General features: G+C 66.7%; 18 protein-coding genes and 1 pseudogene. 5 read left to right on the top strand and 14 right to left on the bottom strand.

Features of this window, described 5'->3' with window-relative positions; all coding sequences use genetic code 11:
- Positions 1–40 precede the first annotated feature (40 nt).
- From AC5P6E_RS05995 to AC5P6E_RS05965, 7 genes are all read right to left on the bottom strand, one after another.
- Entirely contained in the window at positions 41–949 is a 909-nt protein-coding gene (locus AC5P6E_RS05995; RefSeq protein ID WP_277883831.1) for an NAD(P)-dependent oxidoreductase, read from the bottom strand.
- Positions 950–976: 27 nt separating this feature from the next.
- Positions 977–2,269, bottom strand: coding sequence for a transporter (locus AC5P6E_RS05990; RefSeq protein WP_049409609.1), 1,293 nt, complete (start codon positions 2,267–2,269; stop codon positions 977–979).
- A 46-nt stretch (positions 2,270–2,315) separates the two neighbouring features.
- A complete protein-coding gene (locus tag AC5P6E_RS05985; RefSeq protein WP_312717617.1) occupies positions 2,316–3,065 on the bottom strand; it encodes a hypothetical protein in 750 nt (249 codons plus the stop codon).
- Positions 3,066–3,077: 12 nt separating this feature from the next.
- Positions 3,078–3,782, bottom strand: coding sequence for a C39 family peptidase (locus AC5P6E_RS05980; RefSeq protein WP_312717615.1), 705 nt, complete (start codon positions 3,780–3,782; stop codon positions 3,078–3,080).
- 100 nt (positions 3,783–3,882) lie between these two features.
- Positions 3,883–5,199 (bottom strand): FapB/FapC family functional amyloid domain-containing protein, encoded by a 1,317-nt coding sequence (locus tag AC5P6E_RS05975; protein WP_125426229.1) that lies wholly within the window; start codon positions 5,197–5,199, stop codon positions 3,883–3,885.
- Positions 5,200–5,242: 43 nt separating this feature from the next.
- A complete protein-coding gene (locus tag AC5P6E_RS05970; protein WP_235650536.1) occupies positions 5,243–5,860 on the bottom strand; it encodes a FapB/FapC family functional amyloid domain-containing protein in 618 nt (205 codons plus the stop codon).
- Entirely contained in the window at positions 5,857–6,387 is a 531-nt protein-coding gene (locus AC5P6E_RS05965; protein ID WP_235650535.1) for a FapA family amyloid fibril periplasmic chaperone, read from the bottom strand. Before AC5P6E_RS05965 ends, AC5P6E_RS05970 begins: the two co-directional genes overlap by 4 nt.
- Positions 6,388–6,783: 396 nt before the next feature.
- On the opposite strand from AC5P6E_RS05965, the gene AC5P6E_RS05960 reads away from it, so the two are divergent.
- Positions 6,784–8,139 carry a sigma-54 interaction domain-containing protein gene (locus tag AC5P6E_RS05960; protein ID WP_312717611.1) on the top strand — a complete coding sequence of 452 codons (1,356 nt, stop codon included), beginning with the start codon at positions 6,784–6,786 and terminating at the stop codon, positions 8,137–8,139.
- Here AC5P6E_RS05960 and AC5P6E_RS05955 read toward each other — a convergent pair whose 3' ends face one another.
- From AC5P6E_RS05955 to AC5P6E_RS05940, 4 genes are all read right to left on the bottom strand, one after another.
- Entirely contained in the window at positions 8,140–8,448 is a 309-nt protein-coding gene (locus tag AC5P6E_RS05955) for a DUF6958 family protein (RefSeq protein ID WP_019337410.1), read from the bottom strand.
- A complete protein-coding gene (locus AC5P6E_RS05950; protein WP_019337409.1) occupies positions 8,441–8,983 on the bottom strand; it encodes a GFA family protein in 543 nt (180 codons plus the stop codon). The genes AC5P6E_RS05955 and AC5P6E_RS05950 overlap by 8 nt, the downstream gene beginning before the upstream one ends.
- 62 nt (positions 8,984–9,045) lie before the next feature.
- Complete coding sequence (locus tag AC5P6E_RS05945; RefSeq protein ID WP_019337408.1) at positions 9,046–9,927, bottom strand: TolB-like translocation protein; 882 nt, start codon at positions 9,925–9,927, stop codon at positions 9,046–9,048.
- Positions 9,924–10,964 carry a hypothetical protein gene (locus tag AC5P6E_RS05940; RefSeq protein ID WP_019337407.1) on the bottom strand — a complete coding sequence of 347 codons (1,041 nt, stop codon included), beginning with the start codon at positions 10,962–10,964 and terminating at the stop codon, positions 9,924–9,926. The genes AC5P6E_RS05945 and AC5P6E_RS05940 overlap by 4 nt, the downstream gene beginning before the upstream one ends.
- 91 nt (positions 10,965–11,055) lie before the next feature.
- Between AC5P6E_RS05940 and AC5P6E_RS05935 the strand changes: the two genes are divergently transcribed.
- Positions 11,056–11,982 carry a LysR substrate-binding domain-containing protein gene (locus tag AC5P6E_RS05935; protein WP_019337406.1) on the top strand — a complete coding sequence of 309 codons (927 nt, stop codon included), beginning with the start codon at positions 11,056–11,058 and terminating at the stop codon, positions 11,980–11,982.
- A pseudogene (locus AC5P6E_RS05930) lies at positions 11,979–12,422 on the top strand (helix-turn-helix domain-containing protein); the annotation flags it as partial. The gene AC5P6E_RS05935 and the pseudogene AC5P6E_RS05930, both read left to right, overlap by 4 nt.
- A 20-nt stretch (positions 12,423–12,442) precedes the next feature.
- Here the strand turns inward: AC5P6E_RS05930 and AC5P6E_RS05925 are convergent.
- Positions 12,443–14,926, bottom strand: coding sequence for an aminotransferase class V-fold PLP-dependent enzyme (locus AC5P6E_RS05925; RefSeq protein ID WP_237707007.1), 2,484 nt, complete (start codon positions 14,924–14,926; stop codon positions 12,443–12,445).
- A gap of 276 nt (positions 14,927–15,202) precedes the next feature.
- Between AC5P6E_RS05925 and AC5P6E_RS05920 the strand changes: the two genes are divergently transcribed.
- Positions 15,203–15,628: a VOC family protein gene (locus AC5P6E_RS05920; RefSeq protein ID WP_019337403.1), complete on the top strand. Its 426-nt coding sequence runs from the start codon at positions 15,203–15,205 to the stop codon at positions 15,626–15,628.
- Positions 15,625–15,855, top strand: coding sequence for a hypothetical protein (locus AC5P6E_RS05915; RefSeq protein WP_019337402.1), 231 nt, complete (start codon positions 15,625–15,627; stop codon positions 15,853–15,855). Before AC5P6E_RS05920 ends, AC5P6E_RS05915 begins: the two co-directional genes overlap by 4 nt.
- A 7-nt stretch (positions 15,856–15,862) precedes the next feature.
- On the opposite strand, the gene AC5P6E_RS05910 is transcribed toward AC5P6E_RS05915, so the two are convergent.
- Both AC5P6E_RS05910 and AC5P6E_RS05905 read right to left on the bottom strand, forming a co-directional pair.
- Positions 15,863–16,558 carry an HAD family hydrolase gene (locus AC5P6E_RS05910; RefSeq protein ID WP_010485561.1) on the bottom strand — a complete coding sequence of 232 codons (696 nt, stop codon included), beginning with the start codon at positions 16,556–16,558 and terminating at the stop codon, positions 15,863–15,865.
- 104 nt (positions 16,559–16,662) lie between these two features.
- The gene (locus tag AC5P6E_RS05905; protein WP_019337401.1) at positions 16,663–17,403 is read right to left on the bottom strand and encodes a DNA/RNA non-specific endonuclease; all 741 of its coding nucleotides are present in this window, start codon (positions 17,401–17,403) and stop codon (positions 16,663–16,665) included.
- Positions 17,404–17,474 lie beyond the last annotated feature (71 nt).

The following is a 17,474-nucleotide window of genomic DNA, read 5'->3' as shown; positions in this document are numbered from 1 at the left end:
GCGGTGGAGGACGGCAGTAGTGCCGGAACATGAATCCGGATCAGCGCCGGCCAGTGCCGGTTGGCCCGGCCCGTACCGCCTGCAGCACGGCCGCCATGTCCAGCGCCCCCGATCCGGACGCCAGTGCCTGTGCGAACAGCGCGTCGCTGGCGTCGATCAAGGGCGCATGCATGCCCACCTCATGGGCGGCAGCGGCTACCAGCCCACTGTTCTTGCGCACGTCGGTGATCGACGCCTGCACGCTGAAGTCACCACGGATCATTTTGTCCAGCTTGATTCGCGATACTTCGCTGGCCATCGGCCCTGCGTTGAGCACCTGCGCGAAGCGGTCAAGCTCGATGCCGTGTGCTTCGGCGAAGTACACCGCTTCGGCCAAGCCGGTGACCAAGGTGATCAGGTACAGGTTCACCGCCAGTTTCATGCGCAGTGCGGACGGCACTGCACCACAGCACACCGTTTGCCTGCCCATCGGTGCAACCAGTGGTGCGGCTGCCGCGAGGTCGACATCGGCACCGGCCAGCAGGATCACCAGCTGCGCCGCTTCGGCCTGCACGCGTGAACCAGACACCGGCGCTTCCACGTAGCGGCCGCCCGCGGCACGGATCTGTTCGGCCAGCGCCTGTGAGTACGCTGCCGAGCTGGTACCCATGTTGATCAGCAGGCGGCCCTCGACCCGCTCGCCAAACGCCGCGCCATGCCGATCGAGCACGCTGTCGATGGCATCGTCATTGGCCAGCATCAGGATGAGCGTGTCGCAGGCCGCGAATACCTCGTCCACCGCCTCGCAGACGTTGATGCCGGCGGTGCGCGCGGCCGCATGGTTGCGGTCGGAGCGCGACCAGCCGCATACCTCGTAACCTGCGCGAGCCAGATGGGCCGCCATGGGCGTTCCCATCACTCCAAGTCCCAGGAATCCGATGCGCATGATGGACGTCCGCTGGCCGCACAGCGCCCATCATGCCATGGGCAGTGGCCGCTAGAGCATGTACGGAATCTTGAACGCCAACGTGAAGTCCGGTGCGTCCGGGGTCAGTCCGATGCCCAGCAGTGTCACCAGCGTGGTGTGCTGGTTCAACGCATAGGTCACGCCCAGGTTCAGTGATGCCGCATTGGCGTCACTGCCGATCACCTTCATCCACTTGCCGCCCTGGAAGCGGGTGGAGGCGCGGGCGCTGATGCGGTCGCTGAAGGACAGGCTCAGGCTGGTCCGCTCGTTGAATGCGAAGGCAACACCTGCACCGAAGTACACCGAGCCGCCCAGCTTCACGTCGCCTGGGTTGACCGTATCCGGATTGCTGTCGATGTCGCTGAAGCCGCGAGGGATGGAGTGCACGTACCCGATGTTGGCGAACAGGATGGCCGGGTCAGCGGTCTTCACCATCGACAGGCCGAGGTTGGCCTGCCATACGCCGTTGCCAGTGGGCTGCTCGCGCGGCACGGCGAAGCGGATGTAGTCGTCGTCATCGCGCTCGATCACCTTCCAGTCCAGGCCGTAGGGCGCGCGCCCGGTGGGGGCGGTGACACCGGCCGTGAGCACGGTCTCCGGGCGCCAGCCGCGTTCGCCGAACAGCCGGTAGTTCGCGCTCAGTGCAATGTCGCCCAGGCCGTTGCCGTTGGTCTGCTCCTGCGCGATGGCGGCCGCTGCACCGCCGGCGCCGCCTTTCTGGTATACGGTGCGCCGCGCCAGGTAGGGCACATCCAGGTTGAGGGTCAGGTTCGGGCTGACGCCCCAGCGGGCCGCCACGTTATAGGTCAGCGAGTCGGACTCCACGTTCTCGATGGCGATATTGCCGAGGAAGATGGCGTCCAACGCGAGGAAGCCGTTGAGGGTGAGCTGCTTGCGGTCATAGCGGGCGTAGGTGAGGCTGTTCTCGATGGTGAAGCGACGGGAGAACAGGGCCGATTGCTGCTGCTTCACGTCGTCCACGCTGCGCCGCGACTCCTGCTTGGCCTGTTGGGCCTCGGCAGCGGTACTGGCGTAGCCCTCGCTGCTCGGTGGAACCGCGGCGGCCGCTGCCTGCGCCAATGGTGCGGCCGGTGGGGTCGAGGCTGGGCCAACCCGCCCGCCCAAGCGTGCCTGCATGGCCTGCACCTGCATGTCCAGTTCGCGCAGCCGCCGCACTTCCTGTGCGTAGTTGGCTTTCAGCTGTTCCAGCTGGTTGGCCAGGGCCTGCACGTCTGCGCCATCGTCAGGCGTCGGCGGCACGGCAAGGGCGGTGCCCGCCAGCGCCGCCAGCGCCAACGGGGTGATCCTCATCAGGGTGTGCATGTTCGTGTCCTGCGTTGTGGAGCGTTTCCCCCAATGCCAGGCCCTGCTACTGGCCCGGCCCCATGCCGCGGTTCAACGCAATCGCCTGGGCCACGTTCTGGCTCAACGGCAGGTTGCCGCCCACGGCGTTGCGCACCAGCTCCAGCCGCAGTTGGTTGCTGGCGATCTGGCCGTCACCGGTAAGGGCGATGCCCTGGCCGACGCTGCCATTGCGGATCCACTGCTGCACCAGCCCCTGGCCATCCACCTGCAGCAGCAGGCGTGCCTGGTTGCCTTCCAGCACGGCCGTCGCGCTGGTGCCGGCCTGCTGCGCGGTGACGTTGCTTGCGCCATCAGAGAGAACAGCCGGCACGCCACCCTCGCGGACGGTCAGCGTGGTGACGTTGCGCGCGACATTGCCATCGCCGGCCACCTGCACGCTCTGCACCAGGCCGCTGGCGTTGGCCAGGCCGCTGCTGTCGATGCTGCGTCCGCGGGTATCGGGCAGCGGCGCATCGGCTGCCGTGACATGCACGCTGGGCTGGAAGCTGAGCTTCGGCGCGCCACCACCACGGAAGTCCATGCCCAGAGTGAGGCTGCCCTGCAGGGTCGTGCCGTTGCTGGCCTGCCACTGCGACACCATGGTGACCCCGAACCAGGCAACGTTGTTGCCGCCCACGGTGTAGCGCCCCCGCATCAGGCTCAGCTCCGGGTCGGGGATTTCCGTGAGGCCACGCCCGGTCCTGCCGTCGGCGGCCAGCAGGGGCAAGGCAGGGGCCATCAGCAGCAGCGCCATCCATACGTGTTGACGGAACATGGTCGTACCTCCTCAGAACAGGTCGGCATGGCTGAAGCCGAAGTCGACCAGTTCGGCATCGGTGATCGGCCCTTGCCGCGCGTAGAGCGCGCGGGCACTTGGCCGTTCGCTGGGTTGCAGAAGAACGGTATTGCGATCGAAGTCGCTGCCGATCACCACGAAGACCGCGCGCGATGGCCAGGCAGCCAGGAACTCCGGCAGCGCCAGGCTGCGGTTGCCGAGGATCGGGTCAGCCACTTCCACGATGCCGTTGCGGACCTGCTTGAGCACCACGAAATGGCGGAAGCCGCGCACATCCATCAGCACCAGCCCTGGCACGCGGAGGGTGCGCAGTCGTGTTTCATCGATGCGGTAGCCCCGGCCACGCATGCCCAGCGATTCCACGTAGCGCTTGATGTCGAGCAGGGAGAAGCCGCGCTCGGCCACCAGCGCTGGATCGGAAACCCCCATCATTCCTTGGATCACCGTCGCTTCGTCGGTCTGCAGGTGATAGGCATGGCGCAGGATGGTCGCCAACGCAGCTGCCCCGCAGCTGTAATCGGTGTGCTGGCGCACCACGTTGCGGTAGCGCCGCTCCTGCATGCTCTCCACCTTCTGCTGCAGCAGCGCGCCATTGGGCAGCACGCCGGCGAAGTGGACCTCGCCCGCCCATGCCGATGCGGTGCCCATCAGCAACAGGAAGGCCAGCAGGCGCGTCGAAGGCGGGCAACGGATCATCTACGTTCTCCAGCAGCAGGGGGGAGCCCCTGTCCCAAGGGGGAGGAGGAACAGGGGCTCCCGGGAACCCGGCCATTGGCGGACGGCCGGGGTGTTGCGCTTACTCGCCGCTGCCGCCACCGCCGCCGGTGCTGGGCTGGGCGACTGCCAGGGCCAGGCTGTTGGCCTGCAGGTTGCCGGTGCCCGCAGCAACGTTCACGCCGATGTTGCCGGAGGCGCCCGAGAAGGCACTGCCGGACAAGGCCGAGGTGTTGGTCGCGTTGACGTTCACCCAGCGCGTGGTGCTGACCGTGCCGCTGAGGCTGGCATACAGGTCGGCCACACCCAGTTCGACGAACTGGCTGGTGCCACTCTCACGTGTATCGAAGCCCAGGCCGCCCACCCCCGGCCGGTTGGGGTTCATCGTTGCGTTCTGGATCTGGTTGTCCAGGTCGATGTGGCCGGTGCTGTTGCCACCCGGATGCGGCAGCTCGCCGTTCCACGTATCCAGGTAGTAGTTGGCCATCTGATAGGCATTGCCGGTGCCGCGGTAGGTGCCCGCGCCATAGGCCAGGGTCAGGCCGCTGACGCCGCCACGCATGCCGACCTGCACGGTATCGGTGTAGGACTGCACGAAGCCGGCGTTGCTGACCGTGTTGCCGGTGGAGACCTGGTTGGAGCTGATGCTCGACTGCGCCACCGCCGTGGTCGCTACCGAGGCCGCGAGCGCGTTCTTCTGCTCGTTGTTGTTGCCAGAGGCGATGTTCACGCCGATGTTGCCGGACGCGCCGCCGAAGGCATTGCCGCCCAGGCCTGCGGCGTTGGTGACGCCGGAGTTCATGGTGGCATTGCCGAAGCCGGCCTGGTTGACGAACACCTCGGCGTCGGCCATGCCGAAGCTGAAGGACGCATCGGCCGCGGACAGCGACGCGGCATTGTCCTGGGCGTTGTTGTCGCCGGATACCACGTTGAAGCCGAGATTGCCCGATGCGCCGGCACCCACGCTGTCACCGATGGACGCACTGTTGGTGACCAGGCTGTTGCTGGTGGCGTTGTTGCTGATCGACTGGCGGTTGTCGATCACGGCAATGGCCGCCGAGTCGAGGTCGATGTCGCCGGTGATGTTCGGGTCGCCGGAGAAATTGATGTCGGTGCTCAGGCGCAGGTCCTTCTCCAGGTTCACGTCGACGCCGTGGTTGTTCTTTTCCTTGCGTTCGTCGGCCTGGATGTTGCTGTGCTTCTGCACATTGACGTTGACGGTGCGGTTGCGCACGTCGTTGTCGGTATGGTTGTGCGTGTCGTTGCGGGTCTCGCTGACGGTGTGGTTGTGGTTGATGTTCGCGTTGGCGTTCTGGTTGTCCCAGCCATTGGCCGCAGCGGCGGTCGAGGCAGTGGCAATCGCCATGGCGAGCATGGTCTGTTTGACGGTCGCTTTCATGGTGCCCTCTCTCTCATCAGGTGGTGCATCGGTTGGGTGGTTGTCACGGGCGGTCCTGCACGACCAGGCCCAGTACGTTGGCCGTGTCGTTGCCGTTGCCCGCGATCTGATTGAGTTGCAGGACCCCGTCGAATCCCCGCAGTGCGGTGCTGGCTACACCGGCGCTGCGGGTGCCCGTCGCGACGCCGCGACCGGTGTCGTCCCGCCCCCCTGCCAACGCGGAACCCTCGGCGGCCAAGGCCGTATCGTCGGTTTCGCGTATGCCCTGTCGGGCCAGCGTCGCGCTGACGACGTTGAGCGTCGTGTTGGCGATGCCGCTGGCCTGGTTGATGGATGCGATGCCACTGGCACCGGCCAGTGCGTCACCGCCAATGATCGCGGTGGCCTGCAGCGGCCCGGACAGCACGCGGTTGCCCTGCTGCAGTTGCCGGGCATTGATCGCCACGTCGGCGCGATCGCCCTCGGCGATACCCCGCAGGTTGGCCTGCACGTTGAGGTCGCCGGCGGCCTGGTTGACGGCGATGGCACCCGTCGCCCCGGCCAGTGCGTGGCCGTCGATGCGGGCCACGTCGAGATAGGCGAGCATGCCGCCGTAGTCATCGGCGCGGGTCGCCCAGGGCGCGGCAGCGAGCAGCAGAAGCAAGCCGTGCAGGGCCTTCATTTTCCACCTGCCGGGGCCGTGCCCTGCAGGGGGAACTGGGCCAGTGCGCCGCGCACGGTATCGGCGATACCGCGGGTGCTGCTGCCGACCGCACCGAGCGGACCGCTCATGGCGCCCCCGAGGTTGCTGCCGACCATGCCATCACCACCGCGGCCAAGCGTGCCGCCCAGGGCCTGCTGGGTGACCCGTTCAACGGTAGTGCCGCCCGGTGTCGCGACGGACGCTGCCTGGCCGGCACCCATGCCGGCATAGTCCTCATCGCTCAACTCGTCCATGCCGTTCCTCGTGCCACCGGCGCCCAATGCGGTGGCGATCTCGCGCTGTGGCTTCGGGTCGGCAATCAGCGCCATGCCCGGTGGTGCCATGCGATAGGCCGGCCGCGCGGATACGTCCCGCAACAGGACGATTTCGCCCGGCTGTGCCTTCACGCCCTGGCGGGCGCCGGACGCGGATGCGCCCGCGCCAACCAACAGCAGGGCGATTGCCAGTGCTGCGGCCAAGCAGCGAATCAGGGTGGTGCCGTCCATGCCGATCTCCCGCGATGGGTGCGGCGGAACCACGCATCAACCGTGCCAACCTGGAAGTGCCCACCCGCCAATGTCGGGACCGTGCAGCACCTGACCGTGCTGCTGCCACGGTGTTACAGGCACGTCGCGGAATCGTTGGGATTTCGAAGCCCCAGGCACCGCAGGGCAAGGGCGGCGGGCAACTGTCGCATGGGTGTTACAGGTGGCGCCGCCGTCTGCAACGGTGCCGGTTCAGCCACGAATTTCTTGACGCATTGCTCATTGCGCTGCCGTTTAGGGAAGCGCTAGGATCCGCCCAACAAAGGCCGCCCCGGTGGCCGTAGAGGTCCCGGCGGGGGGCGGCACGCCGGCGATTGCCTGACAGTCCGCCGACGGTGTCCGGATGCTGGGGGAAGCATGGCAGCGGTCCCGGAGGCTTCTACATCACGTTGCGTGCTCTGGTTTGGCGAGCCGTTGGCGAACGAGCGCAGTGCGCTGGCGGCAGCGGGCTGGTATGTGCGCAGCATCCATCCTGATCCCGCCATGGCGATAGGCCTGCGTGGGCGCGATCGATTGCTCGCCGTACTCGATCTGCGCCATCTCGATGCGGCGGCGCTGCAGCTGCTGGCACCGTGGATCGAGCAGCACCAGCATCTGCCCTGGCTGGCGGTACTGCCACCGGGCGCCGGACCCACATCGCCGGCCTGGCTGCCGTTGCTGCAGCGATGCGGTGCGCGCTTCACGCTGCCGTTCGGCCTGCAGGACCTGGTCTGCGCAATGCGCCAGCAGTTCGATGCGGATGATCCGCCAGTCGATGCAACCTGCAGTGGGTACGGACCGCACGCATTGATTGGCGAAAGCGCTGCGCTGCATGCGGTGCGCACGGTGCTGCACAAGTTCGCGCCGGTGGAACTGCCGGTGCTGGTCACCGGCGAAACCGGTACAGGCAAGGAACTGGCTGCACATGCGCTGCATGCGCTGTCGGGGCGCGCCGGCAGGCCTTTCATTGCGGTGAACTGTGGTGCGATTCCGGCCAACCTGGTGCAGTCGGAGCTGTTCGGCCACGAACGTGGCTCGTTCACCGGGGCCGACAAGCGGCAGATCGGCGTGTTCGAATCCGCCCATGGCGGTACGGTGTTTCTTGATGAGGTAGGCGATCTGCCGGCAGAAGCGCAGACCAGCCTGCTGCGCGTGCTGCAGGAGGGGACCTTCGAGCGCGTGGGCAGCAGCCAGCCGCTGCGCGCGGACGTGCGGGTACTTGCCGCGACCCACGTCGAACTGGAACACGCGGTGGCGCAGGGGCGGTTCCGCAGCGATCTCTACTACCGCCTGAACGTGCTGCGCCTGCTGATGCCACCGCTGCGCGAGCGCGGTGCCGACGTGCAGCTGCTGGCCGAGCACTTCCTGCGCTGCTTCCGGTTGCGCCACAGCGTGCGTGCACGCGGCTTCGCACCGGCCGCACTGCAGGCGATGCGGCGCTTCGACTGGCCCGGCAACGTACGCGAACTACTGAACCGTGTGCAGCGTGCAGCGATCATGGCCGAGGGCGAGCTGATCAGTGAGCGTGACCTGGAGCTGGGCGCATCGGTAGCGGTCCTGCCCGCGGCGGTGCTGCACGACGCGCGCGGCCAGGCCGAGCGCGATGTACTACTGCAGACCCTGCGCCAGACCGGCTACAACGTCTCCGAATGCGCGCGGCAGATGCAGATATCGCGGGTCACGGTGTATCGCCTGTGCCGCAAGCACCGGTTGGAACTGCCTGCACAGCGCTGATCAGCCGGCCGCCAGGTGCTTGAACAGGCGCAACGGTTTGCCCGCGACGCGCTCGATCACGCCCTTGGCTTCCAGGTCCAGCTGCACGGCCTTCAACCACCAGCCGGCGGTGGCACCTGCCGGGAACAGCGCGGCGGGCAGGTGTGGCAGCAGTGCCTGTTTCGCCTGCGCGACAGTCAGGCCGGGCGGTTGCGCGGGCAGCGCCCGCAGCAAGGCATGGCGCATGGCGAGGTACTTGGCGCGATCCACGCGCTGGATGTGCCCGGGCGTGGTGATGCTTTCGATCTCGATCCGTCCGGGCTCAGGCATGGGTATCTCCCGCGACCTCGATGCGTGGGCTGCGGAAGCCCATGGCGATCCACGCCTTCATCAACCGCGCATAGAAGCGCAGCGACCGGGTCTTCAGGTTCGGCACATCGTCAGGAAGCACAGACGCATCAGGAAGATCACTGACCATGGTCCGCATCTCCACGGCAGGTCTTGTCGATGCCGGCCACAACAGGCCATACAGGCTCAGCCGATGGCCGCCGCTGAACTCCAGGAAGAGCGGCGTATTGCAGCAGCCCGCCAGCACGCGGCGGCTGCCGCCCCTGCTGGGCAATCGCAAGGCACGCAGCATGGCATGCCCGGCATCGATGCTGACGCGATCCTTGCGGTGCATTACAAAGAGCGTCTGGCCGTGCGGGCCCAGCACGGCCGGTGCTCGGGGCATCGACTGCAGCATGGCGCCGGCCTTGCGGCAGCTGTCGCAGCAGCATTCGACGGTGGCAATGGGTTGGCCCGTGGCGGTCAGGCGTACCTGGCCGCACGCGCATGCAAGCGACTGATGGGAGGGCATCTGCATTTTCTCCTGGGGCATTCATCCTCTCGACGAACCAGCGCGCTGGAAATCGACACCACCTGCCCTCAAGGTCGCGACATCTGGTAGCGGATGCGGTACAGGTCCAACCCTGCACCGTCTGCGCGCCGCGCCGAATAGGTCAAGGTGCCGGGTTGCGAGCCATCCAGCATCGCGCCGTAGCTGTCGCCGGAGGCCTCGTTCAAGGGCGAGGGCAATGCATGGCCTGCGTCATAACGGCCTCCACGCGCGTAGGCAATGAACTGGCGCACCGGTGCACTGCCGAAGTCCTGGGCGCGGGCAAACACCACCGTTCGGCCGTCGCCCAGGAAGGTGGCATCGAACTCCTGCGCTGCGGTATTGAGGTCTTCCGGCAGCGGCCGTGCCGGCCGCGCGACGCCGCCGATCATCGCCGCGCTGTAGAGGTCATGGCCGCCGGCACCGCCCGCACGATCGCTGGAGAACAACAGCGTACGACCGTCCGGCGAGAACATCGGCGCGAATTCATCGGCCGCGCTGTTCACTGCGGGGCCAAGATTGACTGGCTCCCCGAATCGACCGTCGCTCCCCATGCTGACCCGATACAGATCGTCGCCGCCCTGGCCGCCTGCGCGATCCGAACAGAAATACACCACGCGGCCATCGGCGGAAAAGGCGGGATCGAAGTCGCGCCCCGGCGTGTTGAACGGCACCGGCGTCGCCGGCCGCCAGCGCTGCCCATCGTTGCGGGAGACCCAGATGTCATACCCGCCCGGACCGCCGGGCCGGTTGCGGCTGAACCACAGTGCGGTTTTCCCGTCCGGACTCAAGGTCAGTCGAATCTCGTCGTATTGCGTGGATGCAACGCCCGGGGCAAAGCGCTCGGCGGGGCCGACGATCCGCAGCACCCTTGATGGAGACGCGGGAGGCGACGCAGCAACCAGCAGCATCACGGCCAGCAGCGCCTTCATGCCTGTCGCTCGAAGTCGCTGACCCAGTTTGTTTCCCAGCTGCGCCCACCATCGGCCGAGGCCGCCTGTTCCCAGCGCGCCGAGCGCGGGGTAATGCGTGACCAGATCACCCGCGTCTGGATTGATCGACCGTCGTGCTGGTCTTCGCCGAAGAAGCGGCCGACACCGGCCTGGAAACCACCACGCAGTGGCGCGCCGATCCGGGTCGGCTCGCGGCCATCCAGCCACCAGCTCAGCCAGTGCCGCTCCGCCGCATTCCAGGCACGGATGCCCATGCCGCGCAGCGGTGCTCCAGGCACGTCCATCAGGTTGTCTCCCACGTTGCCGAATCCTCCCAGGACCGGCCAGTTGTGCAGGGTGCCGTTGAACGCGTCCCACGCATCGCTGCCTGCCAGCCGAGCACGCAGGCGACGATGGCGCACGTTCCAATGGCCCACCAGGAAATCAAAGTCGCCCGGTGCATCCGGCAGCTTCGGAAGCGGAGAGGGGGCCGCAGCAGTTCGGCGGAACCAGTTGCGCCAGTTCACTTCCCAGTGCGCACCGGCATCGTCGGAGAACGCCTGTTCCCACCACGGCTCCTCGCCGTGGATGTCATGCCAGCGGAACCACACATCGATGGGGCGCCCGTCGATCCGGTCGGTGCCACGGAAGCTGCCGGCATCGCCCTCGAAGCCCCCGCGCACGGGGGCTTCGATATGGGCAGGATTGCGGCCATCGATCCACCAGATCGACCACGTGGAAGACACTGGATCAAATGCACGCACGCCCAGCCCCCTGTAGGGGCCCGAAGGCAGCGCCATGACGTTGTCATCAATGGTGCCGAGCCCGCCCAGGGTGAGCCAGACCGCGCTGGAGCCGGTGAAAGACTCCCAGCGGGTATCGCCCACCAGGCGCTCCTTCAGGCGCTGGTGCCGGACCCGCCAGTTGCCCTGCAACCATGTCCAATCTTCGCTGTGGCTGGCCAGGGCCCACCCGGAGGGCAGGGCGGTGGACGCTGCCGCGGCGGCCAAAGTGGCCAGGAACTGCCGTCGATCCATGTGCTGATCCGCTACCGAAGGTGCCTCCATCGTTGCGGGCACGAGGGGGGATTGACCACGTAGATATCGGGGCTCAGGCTAAGCCACACTTATGGTGACCCAACGCCAGCTTCCGTCGCTTGCCGCCATCCGTGCCTTCGAGGCGGCGGCGCGGCTGGGCAGCTTCGCGCGTGCCGCCGAAGAGCTCGACACCAGCGCGGCATCGGTGAGCTACCACGTGCGGCGGCTGGAGGCCCAGACCGGTACCTCCCTGTTCCTGCGCCATGCACAGCACGTAGAACTGACGGCGACGGGGGCCAGCGTCGCGCAGGAGGCCACCCGGGCATTCGATGCACTGCGCGCCAGCTTCATGCGCGCCGCAGACATGGATGCGGCGCGACTGCGCCTGTCTGTACTGCCCACGCTGGGCACCAGTTGGCTGACGCCGCGGCTGGGCACGTTCCGCGCCCGCCACCGGCAGTTCGTGCTGGAGCTGGACCTGTCGGCAGCGCCGCAGGATCTGGCCGCCGGTCACTTCGATGCGGCCATCCGCAATGGCCAGGGCGAATGGCCAGGTCTTCAGGCAACTCCTTTGTTTCCCAGCGTGTTCACACCGTTGTGTGCGCCGGCGCTGCTACCAGCGGCCCGTGGGCTGGGCAGCAGCGCGCTGGAAATTCCCCTGCTCGGGCGGCCGGACTGGTGGGCCCTGTGGTTTGCCGCGCACGGGGACCTTCCACCGCCGGCACCGGAGAGTTTCGTCGCGCCCTTTGCCGTCGAGCATCTGGATGTCGGCGCCGCGATCGCAGGGCAGGGCATCGCCATTGGTTCGCCGATCCTGTTCCAGGCCGAGCTGGACAGCGGGCGTTTGGTGCAGGCGCATCCGGGGGTGGCCTGCGACGGTCGCAGCTTCTGGTTCGTGGCACCCACGGCGCGAGGTGGCAGTGCCAAGGTCATTGCATTCCGTGACTGGCTGGTCGAGCAGGCCGCCGAGGCGCGGCATGCAGCCCGCCATTACCTGGCCCGGGCGGTAATGCCATGAGCCAGAGCCCCGAACTGCTCCGGCGCCTGCTGCGCGCCAAGGACCGGATGGATCGGGCCAGCCATGAGGAATGGCCCGTCGCGCGCCTGGCTGAGGTCAGTGCGGTGTCGCCGGCGCACTTCGCCCGCTCGTTCAAGCAGGCCTTCGGGCTGCCGCCGCACCGTTATCTGCTCAGCCGCCGCATCGAACGAGCGGTGGCGCTGCTGCGTGATACCGATCTGGCGGTGACCGAAATCGCCGCGCAGACCGGATGGCGCAGCCTGGGTACCTTTGGCCGCATCTTCCGTGACATCACCGGTGACAGCCCGGGCACTGTGCGCGAGCGTGAGCGTGCTGGCCAGGCGGCGTCGGCCAGTGTGCCGGAATGCCACGCACGCGCCGCGCAGCGCCCCCGCCTGGACACATCCGTGCTGGAACAACGTCGCCGTCGCGCGCCGGCGGTGGCACTCGCCGTGGAGCGTCAGGCCGGCACGGCAGGAGCGGTACGAGGACTGCCGGCATCGGCTTCAGGGTCACTCGCGGCGAGCACACCTTCAGGACCAGAAACGTCGGTGTCCAGGAGGCAGGTCGCAAACATCAGGAAGCGGTAGGCGTCGGCAAAATTCGAACCGAGCCCAAATGAAATCCTGACCGCGCCACAATCTCCCTTGTCCAGGATCTTCTCATCGAAGGCGGTGCAGTCGAGGATCTTCCCGGTCTTGTCCAGTTCGCAGTGCTCGGCACCCGCAGTTGCATAGGTTGCCTGCTGGACAGCTCCGAGGTTGCAGAAGCATCCGTTGCGCAGGGTGATGCCGAAGCGGTCGGCGAGGTGCTTGACGCGGGCATGCGGCACGATCGAGCCATAGCAGTCGAAAAAGTTGAGCATCACCGTCGCTCCTTTTCGCTGTGCCGGCGGGCCGTACACGCGGCACAGTGGTGTGTCGCCGCGCACGGTATGGCGAAGCGCGGCAAGACGCACCTCGATCCACCGGGCCAGTGCAGTGGAGTGCAGCGCGAGGGCTTCGGCGCCGCCCATCCGTGCCACGAAGGCAAAGCCCCGGGCGATCGCCGGGAACGCGGCGTAGTTGGGTGTTCCCACCTCAAAACGTTGCCCGGCATCGCGATACAGCAGCCGCTCGGTGGGCGACCAGGGGCCTGAGTAGTAGCAGACTCCGCCACCGGCAAAGGACGGTGGCCTGAGCAGTTGCAGCGACGAGCGGCGGGCAAGCAGGCAGCCTGCGCCGGTGGGGTAGCCGAAGATCTTGTAGAACGAGGCCACCACAAAATCCGGTTGAAGGGTGCCGCAATCCAGCCGCGCCTGCGGGACCAGTGCGGCTGCATCGCACAGCACCATCGCACCGTGCGCCTGCGCGCGGGCGATCCAGGCGAGGTCATGCCGCGCGCCGGTCGCGTTGGACTGGGCGGGAAAGGCCAGCAGGTGTGGGGCGCCGTCGCCCAGCCGCTGCAGCGCACGCCGCATCAGGTCGTCGTGCAGCAGCAGATCGTCGTCCAGAGGGATGTACTTCACCGAGGCGCCCTTGGCCCTGGCGTATTCGCGCAGTCCATGCACCGACGTGTGATTGTCCTTGGTCAACAGCAGCTGCGTGCACGGTTGGAACGGAAACGATTCCGCCACAAGCCGGATCGCGCTGCTGGCGTTCGCAGTGAATATCACTTCGTACTCGTCCGGAGAGCAGTCAAAGAAGGCGTAGATGGCATCCCGCGCCTCCTGGTATGCCGCCTGCGAGGCCTTCGATCCGCTATGCGGATTTCCCAGGATTGCGTGCTTCAACGCCTGCAGGTCCTGTTCGAGCAGGCTTTCGGGTGGCAGGGTTCCGCCTACATGATCCAGATACGTGACGTGCTGCTCGTCCAGCCGTGCGTACTCCTCGTTGCGCATCTTCTCTACCGATGCGTCGGGGAAGCCGGGATACTCAGCCAGGAACTCCGCCTTGGCAGCGGTGAATGCAGCGAGCCCCTGTGCCTCCTGCACGGCGATTGCGCACTCGACGCCCGCGCTGGACGCGCGATGGGTCAGCTGCTGGCAGCGCACCAGCGGCGAGAAGTCGGGCGACGCGATGTCCACCGTCGTGCTCGCATTGGCGGGATCGGCCTGGCCGCGCAGCAACCATGCCTCCACCCGGTAGCATTGGTCAGGCACGTCCTTGCCGAACTGCGCCAGCATCAGGTCCAGGTAGTGCTCACGGGTGCGGGTGTCGCACTGGTTGAACTCTTCGAGCAGGATGCAGGCATTGAACAGGAACTCGCGCGCACCGGCTGCGTCGAGCGAGAACGACAGGGGATGCAGCCCAGCAGGCACGTCGTTGGCCCGGGACAGCCCTTCGATCGCGAAGGCGCGGGTGATCGGCGACGGGTCGGTCAGGCTCAGCGCCGCGTCCATCAACCGGGAAGGCATGCCGAAATGCAGCTGCGATTGCTGGCGGGTGAGTTCGAAGAGCTGGTTGTAGTGGAACATCGTCGCGTAGACACGCCCCCCCGGCCGCAGCACGCGCCGGAACTCCCTGGCCACGCGCGCCTTGTCGGGCGGGAACATCAGGCCGAAGCCGCAGACAATCACATCGAAGCTGTTGTCATCGAATGGAAGCTCTGCCATGTCCACGTCGGCCAACAACGGAACGTTCTGCTGGATCTCGGGGTTCAGGACACGTCGGGCCATGTCCACCGCAATCTGCGAGAGATCGCTGGCCACCAGCCGCAAGCCCCGTGGCCGCGCAAGATCCTCATACAGGCTGGCGGTGATCACCCCGGTGCCGCATGCCACTTCCAGCACGTCCTTGACCGCGAACCCTGCATCGATGTCGCTGGCGATTTCCCCGGCCAGCAGCATCCCGTAAGGCTGGAAAATGCGAGGGCTCAATATCCGCTCATAGAATTCCATGAAGGTACTGAGCGACCAGCGGCTGTCGGACACAACTTTGCATTGGCGTTGCGTTACGTCCTGCATGATGCGCTCCCTGTCGGCGCGATGGTGCCGATTAATCCCGGTCCGCGCGGTTATCGCATGCGCCCCCAGGCGCGTGCGTGATTGGCATCACATTAAGTTGACTTAATGCCGGGGCGGATTATCCGCCGTCGCGGAACTGCGTATTCATCCGCTTTTGGGGAGGGCCATGTACTTTTGATTCCTTCACGTTCGCCGTCCCAGCCATTGGCGCAGTTTTGGAGAAGCAGAACCGCCTCGTCGGGGCGTAACGTAGGCGCACTTGAGAGGAGGTGCTGCATGTCAGATATGGTGAACACGGTCGGCCTGTATGTGCGCGACCAGGATGAGGCGCTGGCGTTCTACGTCGGCAAGCTCGGTTTCGAAGTGCATACCGACGTGCGCAATGGCAGCTACCGCTGGCTGACGGTACGCAGCTCAGGCCAGGACGGTTTCCAGCTGGGCCTGTTCGTGCCGGGTCCGCCCACCCACGATGCGGCCACCGCGCTTTCGCTGCAGCAGCTGGTGGCCAAAGGCGCAATGCCGCCCCTGGTGCTGGCTGTGGATGACTGCCAGGCGCGTTACACGCAGTGGTTGGCACAGGGCGTGGAATTCACCCAGGAGCCGATCGAGCGCTTTGGCGCCGTCGACGCCGGATTCCGCGATCCATCGGGCAATGGCTGGAAGATGATCGAAGCCCGTTCCGAAGCGAGGCGCCGGCAATGAGCCGCGGTGGCTGGGCACGGCCCGTGCATCGTTGGACCTCGATCGTGTTCACCCTGGCGGTGATCGCCAACTTCGTGGTGCGCGGGCTGGGGCAGGGCGAGCCTGCGGCGTGGATCACCTATTCGCCGCTGCCGCCGTTGTTCCTGCAGCTGTTCACCGGGTTGTACCTGTTTGCGCTGCACTACAGCGGCAGGTGCCGCAGCGCCGGGCAGGGCGCTGCGGGTTGACGCCGGGTCAGGCGGCAGCGTCGGCAGTGTAGGCCGCCAGCAGTGCGGGAAGATCTTCCATGCGCTGGAAGATCACCTGGGCACCGGCCGCGCGCAGAGCCTCGGGCGTGCTGTGGTGCGGGCCGCCCTCGCTGAAGCCGAACACGGTGGCACCTGCGGCCACACCGGCGGTCGCACCGGTCACGGTGTCTTCAATGACCGCGCAGCGCTTCGGATCCACACCCAGCGCGGCAGCGGCCGCCAGGTAGACGTCCGGGTGCGGCTTGGTGTTCGGCATGTCCTGGCCGCTGTAGACGTGGTCGCCGAAGGCATCGAGGATGCCGACCTTGCCCAGCTGCAGTTTCACCTTTAGCAGATCGGCGCCGGAGGCGCAGGCGATCCGCCCACCGGTGGCCGCAGCGATCGCACGCACGGCCTCGGGTGCCCCCTGGATCGCTTCCAGGTCACGTTCCAGTGCCCGGTTGCGCTGCTGGCGGAACTCTTCAAGCCACGCCTCGGTGAACGGCTTGCCGGTGCGTTCTTCGATCAGTCCGGCCAAGTGGGCAACGGATTGGCCAAGGAAGACTTTACCCGCCTGTGCCGGAGTCAATGGCCAGCCACGTTCGGTCAGCATCTCGGAGAGGACGCGGGCCACCAGCGGCTCGGAATCAACCAATACGCCGTCGCAGTCGAACAGCACGGCATCGAAGGGAAAACGGGACATCTACAGCTCCAGGGGGCAATGCGGTGGTGCAATTGCCCGTCATTTTCCCACAGCCATCCTTGCGTGGCACCCGGGCAGGGTGCCACCCATTCCCGGCAGGCCGGTCAGCCCAGGTCACACCCCGCCGGCTGCGGCCAGGTGCTGGCCGGCAGCATGTTTTTCAGCGAGGCCGGTGCGTTGATCGCGACGTAGCTCGCACCCAGCAGCTCCTCCAGATCGGCGATGGTCACCAGGTAGCTGTCGAGGCTGCCGAGATTGGCTTCGTTGGGAATGATCCAGCTGATCGCCTTGGCCGTGCCGGTGTTCGGGTCACGGGTGATGATGGTCTTCCAGAAGAACTCCGGTGTCGGGATGCCGTGGCTGGAAAGGAAGTAGTCGTTGGAGGCGTCGCCGTAGACCACGCCACCGTAGACATCCACCGGCGCGATGTCGCGGTAGCACTCGGCCACGTTCTCTGCCTTCACCCAGATGCCCTGGTTGAAGCTGGACACCTGCGGAACGATGTTGGTCATGTAGTTGGCGCGGCGGATGTAGGTCGCGTTGTAGTCCATGTGATTGGACGTGACGAGATGGCCACGGTCGTAGCCGGACTTGATGCTGGCGTAGGAGGCGGTGCTGGTCTGGCCGAGGCAGCCTGCCGGCAGGTCCGGATCCTTGTAGAAGCTGGACGGGCGCGCGGCCGAGCCGGTGTCGGCGGTGAGCGTGTACTCGTAGCGGGTGGCGCTGTGGATGCTGCAGTCGTAGGTGAGCACGAAGCCGCCCTTGTTGAGGGTGACGACCTGGGCCTGGGCAGCGCCAGCGAAGGCACTGAGGACGAACGCGAAGAAGAGGCTTGCAAGGCGCATTGCGGTTCTCCAGCAGAAGTTCAGGGCGCAGCCGTCCGCCACGACCGGGCCGAGGCGAGGTCATGGGGGAC

This window comes from Stenotrophomonas sp. YJH_SMC_16 (genome assembly GCF_059367875.1).
This window is presented reverse-complemented; position numbering and strand designations above follow the sequence as displayed.